The 17,140-nt window shown below is 40.7% G+C and carries 15 protein-coding genes; 1 reads left to right on the top strand and 14 read right to left on the bottom strand.

The annotated features are described in order from the left end of the window. Positions 1-11: 11 nt before the first annotated feature. From HMPREF9188_RS01415 to HMPREF9188_RS01405, 3 genes are read right to left on the bottom strand one after another with little or no spacing between them, the layout of a single operon-like run. On the bottom strand, positions 12-1,298 hold the full coding sequence (locus HMPREF9188_RS01415; RefSeq protein ID WP_009729657.1) for a response regulator transcription factor: 1,287 nt from the start codon (positions 1,296-1,298) through the stop codon (positions 12-14). 11 nt (positions 1,299-1,309) lie between these two features. After that, the gene (locus HMPREF9188_RS01410) at positions 1,310-2,980 is read right to left on the bottom strand and encodes a sensor histidine kinase (protein WP_083888878.1); all 1,671 of its coding nucleotides are present in this window, start codon (positions 2,978-2,980) and stop codon (positions 1,310-1,312) included. Continuing rightward, positions 2,958-3,572, bottom strand: coding sequence for a YesL family protein (locus tag HMPREF9188_RS01405; protein ID WP_009729655.1), 615 nt, complete (start codon positions 3,570-3,572; stop codon positions 2,958-2,960). Before HMPREF9188_RS01405 ends, HMPREF9188_RS01410 begins: the two co-directional genes overlap by 23 nt. A 133-nt stretch (positions 3,573-3,705) precedes the next feature. Here HMPREF9188_RS01405 and HMPREF9188_RS01400 point away from each other — a divergent pair, with 133 nt between their 5' ends. After that, entirely contained in the window at positions 3,706-4,275 is a 570-nt protein-coding gene (locus tag HMPREF9188_RS01400; protein WP_009729654.1) for an MptD family putative ECF transporter S component, read from the top strand. Between the two features lie 174 nt (positions 4,276-4,449). On the opposite strand, the gene dltD is transcribed toward HMPREF9188_RS01400, so the two are convergent. The 11 genes from dltD to HMPREF9188_RS01345 form a co-directional block, all read right to left on the bottom strand. Then, the gene (dltD, locus tag HMPREF9188_RS01395; RefSeq protein ID WP_009729653.1) at positions 4,450-5,622 is read right to left on the bottom strand and encodes a D-alanyl-lipoteichoic acid biosynthesis protein DltD; all 1,173 of its coding nucleotides are present in this window, start codon (positions 5,620-5,622) and stop codon (positions 4,450-4,452) included. A gap of 47 nt (positions 5,623-5,669) precedes the next feature. Then, a complete protein-coding gene (gene dltB / locus HMPREF9188_RS01390) occupies positions 5,670-6,824 on the bottom strand; it encodes a D-alanyl-lipoteichoic acid biosynthesis protein DltB (protein WP_009729652.1) in 1,155 nt (384 codons plus the stop codon). A gap of 159 nt (positions 6,825-6,983) precedes the next feature. Continuing rightward, positions 6,984-7,676, bottom strand: a complete 693-nt coding sequence (locus HMPREF9188_RS01385; protein WP_000134266.1) for a methionine ABC transporter permease — start codon at positions 7,674-7,676, stop codon at positions 6,984-6,986. Between the two features lies 1 nt (position 7,677). Further along, complete coding sequence (locus HMPREF9188_RS01380) at positions 7,678-8,739, bottom strand: methionine ABC transporter ATP-binding protein (RefSeq protein ID WP_009729651.1); 1,062 nt, start codon at positions 8,737-8,739, stop codon at positions 7,678-7,680. After that, positions 8,732-10,105, bottom strand: a complete 1,374-nt coding sequence (locus HMPREF9188_RS01375) for a M20 family metallopeptidase (protein ID WP_009729650.1) — start codon at positions 10,103-10,105, stop codon at positions 8,732-8,734. Before HMPREF9188_RS01375 ends, HMPREF9188_RS01380 begins: the two co-directional genes overlap by 8 nt. Positions 10,106-10,226: 121 nt before the next feature. Next, complete coding sequence (locus HMPREF9188_RS01370; protein ID WP_009729649.1) at positions 10,227-11,081, bottom strand: MetQ/NlpA family ABC transporter substrate-binding protein; 855 nt, start codon at positions 11,079-11,081, stop codon at positions 10,227-10,229. A 187-nt stretch (positions 11,082-11,268) separates the two neighbouring features. Next, positions 11,269-13,611 (bottom strand): CAP domain-containing protein, encoded by a 2,343-nt coding sequence (locus HMPREF9188_RS01365; protein ID WP_009729648.1) that lies wholly within the window; start codon positions 13,609-13,611, stop codon positions 11,269-11,271. Between the two features lie 137 nt (positions 13,612-13,748). Continuing rightward, positions 13,749-14,579, bottom strand: a complete 831-nt coding sequence (locus HMPREF9188_RS01360; RefSeq protein WP_009729647.1) for an amino acid ABC transporter substrate-binding protein — start codon at positions 14,577-14,579, stop codon at positions 13,749-13,751. Between the two features lie 102 nt (positions 14,580-14,681). After that, positions 14,682-15,005 (bottom strand): AzlD domain-containing protein, encoded by a 324-nt coding sequence (locus HMPREF9188_RS01355; RefSeq protein WP_000253944.1) that lies wholly within the window; start codon positions 15,003-15,005, stop codon positions 14,682-14,684. Continuing rightward, the gene (locus HMPREF9188_RS01350) at positions 14,995-15,690 is read right to left on the bottom strand and encodes an AzlC family ABC transporter permease (protein ID WP_009729646.1); all 696 of its coding nucleotides are present in this window, start codon (positions 15,688-15,690) and stop codon (positions 14,995-14,997) included. The genes HMPREF9188_RS01355 and HMPREF9188_RS01350 overlap by 11 nt, the downstream gene beginning before the upstream one ends. Positions 15,691-15,848: 158 nt before the next feature. After that, positions 15,849-17,075 carry an MFS transporter gene (locus tag HMPREF9188_RS01345; protein ID WP_009729645.1) on the bottom strand — a complete coding sequence of 409 codons (1,227 nt, stop codon included), beginning with the start codon at positions 17,073-17,075 and terminating at the stop codon, positions 15,849-15,851. Between the last annotated feature and the right edge of the window lie 65 nt (positions 17,076-17,140).

Here is a 17,140-nt window from a genome sequence, read left to right as displayed (position 1 = left end):
GAATACAACTTTTACAAGTTGGTTTCAACTTGTTTGCGATAGGCTTTCGGTGATTTTCCGCACAATTTACGGAAAACCTTGTAGAAATATCCAACATTACTGTAACCAACTGCATAGCAAACATCTTCAATACTATCATTGGTTGAAAGCAAGAGCTGTTGCGCCGCCTTAATTCGCTGTTTATTGAGCAATTCCGCAAAGGTTGAGTTAGTTTCTCTCTTGATTAGCTGACCGAGATAGACAGGATTGATAAAGAGATCCTTGCTGATATCCTTAAGCGAGAGCTCTTTCTGATAATCACGCCCAATCACCTCCAGAACGCTCACCACATTTTCATTCATGCGGTACTGGCCAAAGAACTTGGTCAAGGTTTCTTTGATATAGGCAACCAATTCTTCAAAGGAGTTAATGGCATGGATGGCTTTGACAATCTCCGTCATATCATCTGCTTTTAGGTGTTCAAACAAATGAAAGACATCCATGACAAACTGGGTGAAGAGCTGCTTCGTGATGGCCACGCGCGGGGTATTCTTCAAAACAACCTTCTCTAGCAGGGTTAATTCTTCAATGATTTGATTGATATTCCCTTGGATAATCACCCGATAAATCGGCTCGTAATAAGCAAACAAACTCTCGGATTTTTCTAGATTGACTGAACCGTAGAAGAGGGCTTTTTCAGCATTGATCTTCCAATTCTCAAAGGACTGCTGGTAGGGTGCTTCAAATGGTGTCACGACGATGCCATCGAGCGGTTGATCAGAGATGAAAATCTGCCAGTCTTGCCCCAAAACATAGTAAGGAATGGTAAAAGAGCCTTGCTTTTCCTTTGAAAGTCCTATCCACCAGTTTTCTTTACCTGCTAAGAAACTGATAAAGCCTTCTTCATCTAATTCTTGACTGAGGGTCTGACTTTGCTCCACCTTTTCTTGAAGCTGTAGCGCAATCTTTTCTAGTAAATTGCCCAACTCCACCTTGTCTACTGGCTTGACCAGATAATCCACGACACTAAGGTTCATGGCTTTTTTGACATAATCAAACTCCTGATAACCAGACAGCAAGATATAATAGGTATCTGGAAGTAGCTCTTTCATTTCCCTAATCATCTCAAGTCCTGTCTTATCTGGCATGTTGACATCGGAAATGATCACATCCACTGGATTTTCCTTGACGTAATCCAAAGCATCATCTGCGTGATTAGCTGTCGCGACGACTTGCATATCCCATTTTTCAAAGGGGATTAATCGCTTGAGCCCCTCTGTCACCATGTACTCATCGTCTACTAATAAAACTTTATACATTTCTACCCTTTCTATTCATCCTGGATAGTGATATGGTAACGAACACCCTCTTGCTCAGCTGACTCTACACTGATTTGGTAGCGATCCCCAAAGTAGAGAACAAAGCGTTCGTGTACATTCACTATTCCAATTGATTGCCGCTCTCCACTGTAGCTTGCTTCGTGTTCAAAACTTCGCTGAGTTAATTTTTCTTGCAAGCTAGCTAGTTTCTCAGCGGGCATTCCTCGACCATTGTCTACTACTAAGATTTCAACGAATCCTTGACCCTTCAAGGCTTTGATACTGATGACATTATCTGTTCTGCGATGGTCAACACCATGGGCAAAGTAGTTTTCTACTAATGGTTGGAGTGTAAATTTTGGAATCCTCATTTCTTCCAATTCTGGTGCAATCTTGAAACCATAGGCAATGGATTTAGGATAACGCACCATGCAGAGATAGCTATATTTTCGGCAGAATTCCAACTCCTGCTTCAGCGTGGTTTCCCGCTCGTCGGAGATATTATTTCGTAACAAACTGCTAAATTCATAGATAATATCTGCCAGTTCATCCTGACTTGCCATAACGGCATACATCCGTAAAAACTCTAGAGTATTGTACATAAAGTGAGGATTGATTTGAGCCTGCAGGGCTCGCATATTGGCATCCTTTTGACTGAGCTCTAGCTGATAGATATCGTGGATATTTTTTTCCAGACGGTCCAACATATCATTGGTTGTTTCTGCAATGAGAAGCAACTCTTGGTCTTTTTCAGAGGTATCAATTCGAAGCCCTTCTTCTCCTTGAGCAATCACCTCGATAGAATCTACTAGATCTACGACCTGTTTTTGGTAATTTGAGAAAGTCTGTCTAAGAGTCACGTACAAAATGATGATAAAGAGGATACTTAGCCCAATAATAATAGCTGAACTCGTCAAAGTTCCAGTAAGAACAAAATTTTTAGGAACAGCAGCTCGAACCTGATAACCGTGAGAGGTAACACCTACAAACCAGTTCTCCCTCTCGACTGATACCTTCTCCCCAATATGGAACATCTCAGTCTCAAAAGGCGAAGTTACTGTTACAGCCATCGGGATATGGCCCCTTGTATTGTCAATAGCTCCATGGAGAACATCTGGCGATAAGGAGATATAGATCACTCCTAAATCCTTGTCAGACACAGGATCGGAAACAGGAATGGCAAAACTGTTGGCTGTCGGCTTAAAATCCTCCGCAGGAACTTTCTCTCCGCTGCGTTTTTCTCTAGTCGAAACATACACTTCCTTATAGTCCTGAAGGACAATAGCCACTCCAGTCACAAAATCATTCCGAACATAGATATTATCAATATTTTCATACAAGGATACAGAAATATAAGGCGAAGTTTTACGCTCTAATTGCCAATAGAAATAGTCTGGGGTGCTAAGACTGAAATACTTGTAAATCCCTTCAATTCGGGCTTGATTTTCAACCAAAGACTGAGCGAGTTGGGTTGATTCTCTATGATAATATTCCACTTCACTCACTGTCCGAGTGGTCACACGTTCTGCAACCCTTTGGGCCTCTTTCTCACGCGAGTCCCAGTCAGCATACGATAGCATAATCGCAAAACTGGCAATGACCACAATCATAACCAAACTATAAATCCGTAAAAGAGAGTGAAGCCAGAACTGCTTCATTCTATTTTGTCGCCAATTTTTCATGGATACTTTCATAAATAGGTTCCAACATATCACTGATAAAGAAATGCCACATTCCAATTCCTACAAAAAAGAGCAAGGCAGGCATATAATAACCAACTCCTACAAGGAGAGTCGTCCCGAGTAAAACCTTGGCAATCGCAGGTAAGCTCATGAAAATCCCGATAAGGGACAGTTTCAAGGTATTTCGGTAGGATAAATCAAAGTACACCTGAAGTTTCAAGGAAACAGTATAGGCTAGAAAGACAAGAGCAACTACAAGGACATTGAGAAAGGTCGCCAAGAGGTGGAAAATCGTCTGATGGGGCAATTGAACTAGAAGATACAAACCATAAACTAGAAAAAGATCCACAAACACAAAACTATAGAAAGCTAGATTGCTCTTGACAAAATTACTCTTATACAATTCCCAAGCTTCCTTCAAATGGTATGCTCGATAGGTATACCCATGCTCCGCATACAAACTCATAAGAGTTGCACTAGCTGGTGCCAAACCAAAGACTACTCCTCCTGCCAGTGTTAATAGCCAGAAATAAGCCGTCGCAATCATTCCCAAAAAGATACGATTAAAGACGAATTCTAGAAATTTTCCCATGTTACTCTCCTTAAACTAACAATGTAACCATTATATCATATTTCAAGCGTTTTCAAAAACATAGAGTTCTCATTTACAATCCTCAAAAAGCGTGATACAATTGGTTTTGTTAATTCGCATCAAGGAGATTCTCATGAAGAAAAATATCTTAACCACCCTCTTAGCCGCCGTCCTCTACTTTCTCTGTGTAGGGATTGGAGTCTTCCTAGGACACCTGGTCAATCAAACAGGCAATATGTTCTACGCGCCTGCCTTTTCTGCCCTTGTCGGTGGCAGTGTCTATATGCTTCTTTTGACGAAGGTCCCTCGTTTTGGCGCTATTACAACTCTAGGCCTTTTTATGGCACTTTTTTTCCTAGCTAGCAAGCATGGCGCTGGTGCCTTTCTCCCAGGAGTCGCCTGTGGTCTTGCAGCAGATGCCATCGCTCGTCTCGGAAACTACAAAGACCGAATCAAAAACATCCTCTCCTTCCTTGTCTTTGCTTTCAGCACAAGTGGGCCTATCTTCCTCATGTGGATCCGTCCCAAAGCTTACGTGGCCACCTTACTTGCGCGTGGGAAATCCCAAGAATACATTGACCGTATCATGGTCGCTCCAGAGTTGGACAAAATCCTTCTCTTTGTTTCGAGCATCCTTCTAGGTGCCTTGATTGGTGCTGTGATGGGGCAATTTCTAAGTCAAAAAATTGCCGATAAAATATAAGTTAAAAGCCCTGAAGACTAGCAATGCCTAGTTCCAGGGCCTTTTTGTATACAATCTTAGAATTCACTATAGATAAATTCTTGAATATTCGAAAAATCAGTCACAAAACAGTAAATCACGATGCTTAAGATAACCGTATAGAAAAATAGTGTCCACAAGATTAAACGCTGTGTGTTAGTTAGCTTGGTTTGCAAATTTGTAAAGTTCTTTTTCAACTTCCATCCATCCTTTCACTCCAACGTGCATCACGTCAAATAAAAAGTAATCATCATACTCTCTGTTTCCATAGTTTAATACGGTTGCACCATGGCTTTTTGCGACATCTTCTATTTTTTTATAAGTTTTTTCTCGCATTTCTCTTGAGACTCCTGTGTAGTCGTTCCATTTCCCGTTTACTGGGAAGATAATAACCTCAACTTCAATGCCCAATTCCTTAGCAACTGTCAAGAAGAGTTCCATATCTGAATACTCTGGTGACTCTAGGTAACTCAAATCTTTATTAGAATCTTTCAGTGATGCATAGCGGTCTTTTAAGTAAGTATTGTAGTAGTTATTATCAACAGCATAGTCATTATTGTCTGTTTTCTTTTTGACCTCTTCCACAAACTGATCCGTCATCTTCTGCCAATCATAGTCTGGGGTTTTGTCTCCTAGTGAAGGATAATCTGATTTAGCATGTTTTTGATAAAAAGTCTGTTTGAGCTTAAAGGAATACATCGCGTTCTCAAACTCTAATAGTTTTTTATCAACAATAGTTCCTTTTCCATCTATGAAATAACTTTTATATTTTTTGTAGATGTCATTTTGTTGCTTGTTTCCCTTGGTGATTTCAATAATACGATTGATCAGTTTTTCTTTCGTTTCCTTACTAATCTTGTCATTATCTAGCATGTGGAAAATATGTTCCTGAGAAGCCTTGTTCAAAAAGGCATCTTGATGGGTCCCATCTTTTTCAAACCACTGAACCGACTCTACTATAGCTACTTTTCGCTTACTCATAGATCCTTCAATAGAGCCCAAGGTCGTAGCCTGAATGATGTTTTGAGAATAACTAGTCCCAATCTGCATGATATTAAAATCGTTGTAGTTAAAAATTTTATTTGGATGATAGTCTTCATTTATCGTCGCAACCAACTCTGAAGAACCCATTAGAACCAGTGTATTGGGGGTGATATTGCTTGTTATAATATCTCTACTTTTATACTTTTCATACGAGGTGCTATAACGAATACTGTTATCCTTGACTTTATAATAATCATCAATCTTCTTGACATACGTCACATTTAAAAGGGCAAGCGTCGCAATTACGAGCACAAGCGATAGTAAAAATGCTTTTAATTTAATCATCTCGTTTTATCCTATCCCTTCGATCTGTCTGATTTCTTTTCAATCTCTTACCTCTTTAAAATCGTCAGTAAGATTTTATAGGGTTCACCCGAAAAGATAAAGAAACCAACCATAACCAAATGCATGGTCACAAACCAACTTAGTAGCTTATACCAGTTTTTGTTTTTATTTTTCTTATAAAAATTGCTTTTCTTTTGATACACTTCAAATCCAGCCATCAAGACACCATGATAAAAACCATAGACAATGTAGCTAACACTAAGACCATGCCAAAAACCCATGACCAACATATTGACCATATAGGCATAGGTTGCATTGTGTAGTCTATTTTTAAACCATTTTTTCCTGATAACCTGCATCAATACTCTTGAAAACACAAAATCTCTCAACCAGGTCGACAAGGTGATATGCCATCTGGTCCAGAAATCCTTGATATCAACACTCAAGAAAGGTTTATTAAAGTTCATCGGTGTCTGAATACCTAGAATGTTGCTACTTCCAACGGCCATTAGACTATAGCCTGCAAAGTCGAAGAACAGATACAAGGTATAGAGGTACATATACTTAATTGAGTAGACGACTGTACCAGTATTATTTAGAGTGAGTAACATCTGGTAAACATAGGTTGATAAAACAACCTTGTAAAGAAGGCCTAGAACGATACGATACACACCGTCCCCTGCTAACTCTAGATACTCTTTTCGAGGCATGACCTCGTTTATCTCTTTTAAAAATCTCCTACTCCGATCAATCGGACCAGCACTAACCGTTGGGAAAAAGAGTAAAAACTGTAGATAATCTTTTACACTGACTTTTTCTTTGATCAAGCCATCCGATATCTCCAGCATGATCTGAATGGTCTTAAAGGACATGTAGGAAATTCCAATAAAGGCCAACAAATGCAGAGAAGTCAGGGCAAAGACTTTATTGATTACCAAAGGAAGAATGGAAAGGAAAACCAGTGGTTTCAGCCTCTTTGCCTCTATCCTCTGCGCTAGAAAAACCAGAAAATATTGATAAACGACAAAGGTAAGCAAATAGACCATCATCGCTCGACTCTTACCATAGATGGCTCCTGCAAATAAGAGGGAGAGCACCAAAATATAGTAGTCCTTACGTTTTTCAAAAAAGTTTACCACAAAACCAATCAGTAAAACTACAAATAAGAGAAGGAAAAACTCATTCCCCTCGAAATAATTCATACCAGCTAGACTCCTTTACATTATCATCCCTCCTACAGCAAACTTTCCGATTTGCTAATTGAGGGGTCTTTCTTTATTATAGCATATTTCTAAAAAGAAACTTTACTCTTCTTGCATTTCGGTGAGAAAACAAAAAGGAGTCCCGTTGGGCTCCTTCCATTATTTATGACTTAATTTCTTGGTCAAGAAATCTCCCAAGAACTGGATTGTAAAGATAATCAAGATGATAATGATGGTCGCCAAGATGGTCACATCGTGATTGTAACGATTAAACCCATAGGCAATGGCCACATTACCGATACCACCAGCACCAACTGCTCCCGCCATGGCTGTTTCCCCAACAAGGGAAATCAAGGTCACAGTCGTCACACGAATCAAATCTGGAAGACCTTCGGATAGGTATACCCCAACGATATCCCAGAATGTCGCTCCACTAGCCTGCGCCGCCTCAATGACACCGCCATCCAGTTCAGCCAAGACAACCTGCACCTGACGAGCAAAGAAGGCAAAGACTGCAAAAGAAAGTGGGACAAGGGCTGCATTTGGCCCGATACTAGTCTTGACAATCAAGTGAGAAAGTGGCGACATGATTGCCAAGAGAATGATGAAAGGAACCGCACGGAAAATAGAGGTAATCTTGTCTAAAATCCAAAAGATAACCTTATTTTCCAAGACACCACCTGGTGCTGTCAAGACGAGGAAAAGACCTGCCACCAGCCCCAAGAACCCTCCGATGATGAAGGAAAGAACTGTCATATAAAGGGTTAGGTAGATGGCTGTTCCCCAGCCTGCTTGACCAGCCCAGCCCATCTTATAGACATTTGGTAAATAAGTTTGAATAAACTCTGTCATATTACTGTCCTCCCTTCAATACTTTTAGCTGTACGCCAGCCTGACGAATAGCTTCTTGAGCACCTGCTAGCGCTGCTTTTTCACCTGACAAGACCACAACCAATTCTCCAACAGGAGTGCCATCGAGAATTTCGATATTTCCATAAAGGATATTAGCCGTTACTTGGTAACGCTTGTACAATTCATTCAAAAGTGGCTCGTCTGTCGAAGCCCCAGCGTATTTGAGTTGCACTAAGATACTGTTCTCAGATAAATGCTCTACGATTTCTTGCTTCTCAATCTTGACCATGGCTTCATCAATACCTGTCGCAGTTGAGATAAAGTCCTGGGTCAAAGGTTGTTTAGGGTCTGAGAAGATTTCAAGAACACTACCCTCTTCAATCAAACGACCATCCTGCATAACTGCCACACGGTTGGCAATGTCTTTGACAATCTGCATTTCATGCGTAATCAAGACAACAGTCAAACCTAATTTTTGGTTCAAATCTTGCAACAAAGCCAAAATCTGCTTGGTTGTCTTAGGGTCGAGGGCAGACGTTGACTCATCTGAAATCAAGATTTTTGGATCATTTGCCAAGGCACGCGCAATAGCCACGCGCTGTTTTTGTCCCCCAGATAGTTGTGAAGGGTAGTTTTCAGCACGATCCGCCAACCCAACCAAATCCAACAACTTAGCTACTTTGGCTTTCTTTTCTTCCTTACTGAGTCCAGAGTGTTTAAGGGCAAAGGCTACATTTTCCTCTGCTGTCTTCTGACTCATCAGATTGAAATGCTGGAAAATCATCCCGATATCCTGACGTTTACGACGCAACTGTTCTGCCGTCAAGGTCACCTTGCCATCAAAAATGACGTCGTTATCAATGGTAATTTTCCCTGCAGATGGCTTTTGCAAGAGGTTAATCACCCGGACTAGAGTGGATTTCCCTGCTCCAGAATATCCAACGATTCCGTAGATATCCCCTTCTTGGATGTGAATAGTCACATCCTTGACCGCTGTGATGGTTCTTTTCTTTTGGTGAAAAGTCACATCGATCTGATCTAACTTGATAATATCTCTACTCATAGCTTCTAATCAGCTCCTCTACTAATTCAATATGGGTGTAGTAATCGGCGATTCGCACATTTTCATCTCCACCGTGGTCTCGGCTATTGGCATTTCCTAGACCGAAGGCCACCATTGGCACCTCTAGGGCATCAAAGACCGTATGCATAGGGCCTGTCCCTGCTGTCGTCGGCAAGACTGAAACGCCCTGTGGATAGAATTTTTTGGCCAACTCGATGACATTGAGAATGGCTGGTGCGCTCATATCGCTTCGATAACTCATCTCTCCCAAGGTATAATATAATTCTACCTTATCAAAGCCATTTTTGTCTAGCTGTTTCCGAATTTTTTCCAGAACATCATGCGGTTCTAGGCCAGGAACCAAACGAACCTCTAGCTTAGCACTGGCTTCTGCTGGCAAAATCGTTTTAACCCCTTGCCCTTGATAACCTGACTGAATCCCTTCGATATTAAGAGCTGGCTCAAAAAAGAAACGTTTTAGAAAGGCTGCACGATCCTCTTGTAAGAGAGGCAATTCCAAGCCATAAATGCGCCTGATTTCCTCAGGATTGCGTTGGGCGTAGGTATCTATCAAGGCTAGTTCTCGTTCATTTGGCTCTTGAACATCCTCGTACAAGCCTTCTACTAAGATACGTCCATCTGCTGCACGAAGAGACTGTAGAGCTTGGAGGAGATACCAAGGAGCTGATTCCACAACCCCACCATAACTCGAGTGGATATCCACATCCGCACTTTTTACCTTGGCATCAAAGGTCACAATCCCCTTGTTTCCGCCAGAGATTTCCAGCTGTTCCAAGGCGTTCTTGGTTCCTTGTTCCCAGACTAGCAAGTCCGCCCCACGAAGTTTGTCTGCATGTTTCTCTAAATACTTATCTAAATCCATGGAAGCGGATTCCTCCGCTCCTTCCATGATAAAGCTGATATTGACTGGTAGGTCATCGTGGTGTTGCATATACTTTCTCAGAGCACTCAAACGAGCCGTGATATGTCCCTTATCGTCGTCAACCCCACGCCCATACATAAATCCATTACGCACAGAAAGTGTAAAAGGATCCTCTGTCCACACCTGGTCACCATCCGCCGGCACAGTGTCATAGTGGTTATAGAAAATCAAGGTCTTAGCATCTGGACGCGAACTCTTGAAATGCGCCATGACAAAAGGCGCCGTGTAGCTCTCATCAATCTCGACTTCAGCTCCCACACGCTGGAAAATCTCACCCAGATAGTTTGCGACTTCCTTGAGCCCGACCCGCTGGGCAAAGACTGATTTCTTGGAAATTAAGGTACGCAAAACTTCAAAATAATGCTGGGCGACATGATCCTTTTCAAATTTTTCGATCTGTTCTTGTTCGCTAGGAAAAACCATTTTTTCTCTCCCTTTCTACTGAGGACTTGTGTCTATGGACGGACTACAAGATCATCTTCTTCAAAACCAACAGTCTAGACAAAAGCAAGAGGTGGAAACTCTCCCACCTCCCTATGTCTTATTACCAAACTGGTTGGTCCAAACCGTCTGATGTTTCTTCGATAACTTTTTTCACTTCATCAGTGTGATAAGCCGCGATAATTTTCTTGATGGCATCCGCTTTAGGTGATGATTCCCAATCTTTTTTCGCAACGATGATGTTGTACCATTGTTTTGAGTTTTCATCAGCTTGCTCTTTAAAGAGTGCTTTCTTGTAGTCCAATTTTGCTTCTGTAACGAAGGTATTGTTTACAACAGCAGCATCAACTGATGACAATGAACGAGCTGTTTGGCTAGCGTCCAATTCAGTAATTTTCAAGTTCTTTGGATTTTCTTTGATGTTAGCAACTGTTGCAAGTGCAGTTCCAGAAACATCCAATTTAATCAAGCCAGCTGATTGAAGCAAGTAAAGCGCACGGCTTTCGTTTGTTGCATCGTTTGGTACGGCAATTTCACCATTATCTGGGATTTCTTCCACTTTGGTGTACTTGTTTTCTTCTCCATTTTTACCTGAGTAAAGGCGGATTGGTGAGATGTACGTATCTGCAATCGCTACAAGATCTTTCCCGTTTTCTTTGTTCCAGTTGTTCAAGAAGTTGTAGTGTTGGAAAGCGTTCAAGTCTACTTCGCCATCAGCAGTTGCCTTGTTTGGTTGTGAGTAGTCTGTGAACTCTGTGAATTCCAATTTAATGCCATCTTTTTCAACCAATTCTTGGACTTTATCCCAACGTGCTTCTTCAGAACCGCTACGGTTAACTGTTGCAATTTTAACAACTGTTTCACTGTCTGCTTTCTTTTCTGAATTTCCGCAAGCTGCAAGAGCCAAACCTGCGACTGTAGCAAGCGCTGCTACACCGAGCCATTTTTTAATTTTCATGATTCCATCTCCTTTAAAAATAATACCGTAATAGTATCTCATACTTTATTTGATTTCGCAAATTGTTAATAGATAGGAAGACCTATAGTTTGAAACTATACATATTAAGCTAATATTAAACGACATTCGCTTCTGGACCTCTACATAAAAAAAGCTAGCTAGCTGCTCGCTAGATAGCTTTTAAGAATTATTTACCTTGTCTTCTGCGTCGTGTTGCGATGCCTGCTAAGCCGAGGCTCGCAAGTAAACCGTAAACTCCGAACAGAATCGTTTGTCCATCTACACCTGAGTTTGTCCCTGTATTTGGTAATGCTTTTGTAGAAGTTTTTTCTCCAGGTTTATTAGCTTCTGCACCTTGAGGTTTATCAGCAAGTTTACGAAGATCAAATTCTGGAAGTGGGTCTTGAACTGGTGCATTTTTTGGTAGGCCAATAATCATTCCATCTTTTTCTGCCACTTTTAGCATATTTTCTGCTTCAAGTACATCTAATAAAGCTTGTAGCTTCGCTTTGGCTTCTGCTAGGGCTGCTTGAGCCACTTTCAATTCAGCCTCTGCTTGATCACTAACTTTCTGAGCCTTTGCTCTATCCTCTTCTGCTTGCTTCAATGTTGTTTCTAAGGCTGATGCTTGACCTTTCAAGGCCATTGCTTTATCGCGTTTTTCTTCTGCATTCTTAATAGCTGTAGCCAATTCTGCTACCTTGGCTTGCAAGGCTTTTAGATTTTGGCTTGCTTTAGTTGCCTCTTGTGATTTTGTAGCAACTAATTCAGATTTTGCTTTCGCATCAGCAGTTAAGGTTGCCAAATCAGATTTAGCTTGTTCCAAATCCTTTTTAACTTGTTCACGCGCATTGACTAAATTATTGGCTTGTTTATTTAATTTATCCAAGTTTGCTAACAAGTCCGCTTTTTTAGTTTCAGTAGCTACTTTTTTAGCATCTTTGTCAGCTTTTTCTGCTTTCAACGATGCAAGTTCAGCCTTAAGATCAGCAGATTTGTCAATAACTGTTTTTTCAACATATACAAAGTGATGCTCAGGCAAGAACTTCATGCGTTTACCATAGAAGGTCGGATGCAATTTATCGTCTTCATTAAAGGCATAGAAATTAGAACGGTATTCCTTCACTGTTTCAGGTGTATAGGCATTACTTATATATGTATGATAAATATAATTAGGATTTTTTCCTTCAATTGTTCCTTGGGCTACACCTACTTTTCCTCCAACCGGTGTAAGCAGGGCTCTGCGGTGTCCGTAGTCGATTCCTTTTATATTATTAAAGTCTGCATACCAAGCTAAGAGTGATTGATAAGCAAACTGTTTATAAGTCATGATCTTATCGAAATTATAAATCGTTTGACCGTTTTTAACTTCCACAAAGTTTGGTCCACCATCGGATCCAGGAATTAGATAAGACATTCCAATATTTTCTACACGAACATCTTCTCCATCTGGGTGTGATAACTTGGTATCATGGCTGAGGACTCCAGTGGTAGCCATTTCATTTGAACGTTCTTGTGCATGTTTAATGTAGGCTTCATCTAGGGCTAAGTCTTGTGTAACACCATTAGCATGACGGAGTTCATTTACTAGCTCAATGAAAGCTTCTGTCAATTTGCGATTGTCCACAACAAACTTAAAGACTGGTCTTGTTTTATATTTGGATGGATTTGCATTGTAGTCAGCCATAGCCTTAGTGAAGCGTTTCATTTCTTCAGTTGCTTCTATTTCAACTTCACGAACACCTTGGAAGTAAACATTCTCCATCAAAGGATTGCCTGAGGCATCTTTAGGACGATATTGCTTGTTATAGTCATAATCACTATCAAAAGCTGGAGCTTTACGTCCTTGTTCTTCTGGATTCAAGACCTTTTTCAAAACTGTTGGTTTGTAATTATCAAGCTCCTTTTGTTTGTCTGCGATCTTGTTCGCTACTGCATTTGCTGCTTTCGTTTGTTCTTGAAGAGACTGATCGGCTTTTTTAACCTCGTTTTCTGCATTAGAGATTTGATTTTTAAGACTTTCATCAGTCATGCCATCTAGTTCAGCTTGTTTTTCTTTTACCTCTGCTGCTTTAGCGTCACGCTTTTCATTGGCAGATTGGCTAGCTGTTTTAGCTTCTGTTTCTGCAGATTTAGCTGCTGTTGCTGTAGATTCTGCATTTGCCAAAGCTTTGTCAGCTTCCGCTTTTTCAGCACTCTTCTCAGATGCTACCTTTGATTCCTTTTCGATGATAGCATCAGCATTTTTAGCTATCTCAATAGCTTTCTTAGTATCGGCAATCTTCTTATCAGCCTTGGCTACATCCTTTTTAGCCTCCGCTTCTTTCGGAGCTTTTTCATCTACAGAGGCTTGAGCTTTTTTAACTTCCTCTTGCGCATCTGTAATCTGTTTTTCAGATGATGATGGTGCAACAGCTTTTTCCTTAGCATCTACAGGCTTTTCATTAGCTTGAACTTCCTGATTTATCGCACTTGCTGCTAACAAAGCAGTCGCTAATGTAAATGAGGATAGAAATTTTTTATATTTCATGACAATCTCCTTTAAAGGTATTATATACTATTATAACCCATGTAAGCGCCTTCTGTCAAAGGATATGAGGTAAAGAGGTCATTTTTTGAATGTGCTTACATAAAAAATACCCCTGTCATTAACAGAGGTGTTTTTAATTATTTAATGTCAGCTTCTGCTGGCAGGTAAGTGTCTCCGAAGAATTGTTTTGACAATTTTTCAAGCGTTCCGTCTTTGTAAAGTTCTTGGATACGTTTGTCTACAAATGTTTTCAACTCATCTTGACCTTTAGCAAGAAGTGGGTAAACGTAAGGTTGTTGGTCGCTTGGAAGTTCAATAACTTTCAGGTTGTCCAAACCTTGGTTCTTGATGACTGTTTCAACACCGATTTTATCAAAAATCTTGTAGTCAAACTGACCATCGCTCAAGCGAGACATGATTTGTTGGAAATCAGCCTTGGTGTAGTTAAGAACCGTTGGATTGTCAGCGTGTTGTTTGTTGTAATCTTCTAGCTGTTTAGCTGATGTTGTCCCTTGAACAACTTCTGTTGATTTTCCACCGATATCATCAAGCGACTTGATGCTATCGTCATCTTTCTTCACAACGAGAACATTAGGATTTTTAGCAGTTGGCGCTGCATAAAGGTACTTTTCAGCACGTTCTTTGGTATAGCTGATATTGTTCACAGCCATTTGGTAGCGGTCACTATCAAGACCTGCAAAGACACCTGACCACTCTGTCTTTTCAAACTTGACATCGTATTTGTCAGAGTCTTTAAAGATAGCACGGACCACTTCAATCTCATAACCAGTCAACTCACCATTTTCTTCGTAGTTGAATGGTTTTGGTGAAGCATTGGTTGCAACGATAATTTCTTTCTTACCAGCTGCTTCTCCTTCTTTCTTAGCACCACCTGAGCAAGCTGCTAGTACACCTGCGGCAACAAGTCCCAGAGCAGCAAGAGATGAATATTTAACGATTTTTTTCATGTCATTTCCTCCAAAATAGAATACTTTACTATCTTAACAGAAAATATTTTTTTTCGCCATTATATGATTTCTATCTCGGTGATAGGTTTTTCTTATGGCTGACTAAAAGACCAGACGCAAGACTGCAATCAAGACCACCCCAAAAAGAACTGTCCCCACTAGATTGCGGTAGCGAAAGGCTATCCAAGCCGTTGGAAAGACTGCTAAAAAGTCCAGCCATTTGATCTGAGGAAGGCTCCCAACCTTGCCAGTCACTACGCTTGAAAGGATCAAGGCAAAGATAATGGAAACAGGCAAGAACTTCAAAAAACGCTCAACGATAGCTGGCAAACCCTTGTACTTGACCAAGATGAAAGGAATCATACGGGGAACCCAAGTCACTAGGCCTGAAAAGATAACGGCTAACAAAAGATATTTACTGACCATCTAAGACCACCCCCATGGTACAACCTAGCAAGGTCGCAAAAAGAACAGCTAGCGACTGAGACACCACTGTCAAGAGCAAAAAGAAGGACACCGCAACAACGGCTAGTATCAGCAGCAGATTCCGTACAGGAACCCGTCTTTGCATAATCTGAAATTGCGAGGTAAAAATCCCAACAAACATCCCAACAAGGGCAAAGTCTAATCCAAAGACCTCAGGATTTGGAAGAAGCCCACCTAAAGCTGTCCCCGCAACTGTCCCAATAAACCAGGCTATATAACTATTGAGATTGTTCCCGTGCATCCACATAGGATGGACTTTATCTGTATGGGCTAATTCTCCCATCAAAACCCCATAGGTCTCATCTGTCAGGAGACTGGACATGCCGATATTTTGCAAGAGACTAGTATGGCGGAAATAGGTCGATGCATGCAAGCTCAGCAAAAAGAGTCGCAAGTTAATCAAAAAGACTGTCATAGCAATGGCTGCGACAGGCGCTTGTACTGCAATCAGTGCCAACATGGCAAACTGGGCGCTCCCAGCATAAACAAAGAGGCTCATCAAGCCCATCTCAACAGGTGTCACATAGGGCGCACCGATAATCCCACAGGCCAGTCCGATACTGACATAACCAAGGGCCGTTGGCATGGCTGCCTGTGCACCTTCCCAGAATCCTTTTTCTTTCATCTTTCTCCTCATATTCTCTCCAATTGAGTCTGTTCGTCATCACAGCCACAGCACGGACTATTATAACATATTCAAAGAAGAGAAAAAAGTTTGCTGATTTTGGCCATCATAAAAAGACTGGCAATCCAGTCTCAAACACCTATTATACAAATTCCCCACTAAATGCTCTCACGAATATTCAAGAGCATGACAAATGCGGTTAGGAGTAATAGCAATAGAATAAAGCTGACCGCTAGGGTTCCAAAACTTGTAGCAATTGTTACGAAAACAATTGTGAATAGACTTGGTAAAACAACCGTAATAGCACCAATAGAGGATTGAACCGCTCCCATTGACTCCTCAGGTATTTGTTTAAAGACGAGTTCTTGCAATCTAGGAGAGAGTAACCCTGCGATGAAGGCATCCAAGGAGCTGAAAAGCAAAATCAAACCAAAATGACTTGTGGCAAATCCTACTAGAAGGAGTAACTGGATGACAACTGAGGCATATAGAGCTATTTTTATAGAAATCGTATTTTTCAGATAGCCACTTACAAGACTTCCGACAATAAGTGCTGATAATTCTAGTGTTGATAACAAAGCGAGAGATTGACCAGTTTGTAAATTCAAAAAAGGTTGGTTTCTTAAAAAAAGAGTCGAAATAGGAACAGTGACATTGATCACAGCTTGGCTGATAGAGACGATAAATAAAATGAAGATCACTCTATCCATATTCCCGATCAATTTCGATGATTGGAACAAATGCTGGCAAAACGATTTTACAGAAAGACCTTCTTGATAGCTAATTGTTTTTTCAACTTTCAAAAGATCATTTTTTATGAAGAGAATACCTACAAATGCTATCAGAAACGTCAGAGCGTTTAGCAAGGAAATGAACTGAATGGAAAGAATTCCTAGCAAAATCCCTCCTAGAATATTACTGATTGTCCGAACTAAACTAACTGTTGATTGTTTAAAGCCAATGGCTTCTGTCAGATGTTCTTTCCCAATGATTCTTATAAAAATAGGAGTTAGCATGGCTCCTGAAAAGTAACTCAATGTATCCGACAAGAGATTCATTAAACAAATAAAGAATACGAGCCATAAGGAAAAGGACTGCCCTGAAAGCGAAAGTGCCACTATAGAATAAAGGACAAATTTGACAAAACTAATAACCGTATACTTTAGAACACGATTGTGTTGAAAGTCAGCCAAAACTCCCATAAAGATTTGCAGAACTTGAGGAACAGTCTCTGAAATCGTAATGAGTAAAATCGCCAAGGGGGCAAACGAAGCGTCTGCCACATAATTCAAAAAAGCAAGATAAAAAATCGTATCCCCAACCGTTGAAATCCACTGGTTGATGGTTAATTGCCTAAAATCTCTATTTTGAATAAATACTTTCATCGCAACTCCTTTTTGAGTTCAAATGGGAAGTTTTCCCCAAGGATAGACCGATATTGCTGAGCACC

Origin of the sequence: Streptococcus sp. F0441 (assembly GCF_000314775.2) — a bacterium.
Lineage (GTDB): Bacteria > Bacillota > Bacilli > Lactobacillales > Streptococcaceae > Streptococcus.
Note: the sequence above shows the minus strand (reverse complement) of the source record. Positions and strands in the feature narration are given on the sequence as shown.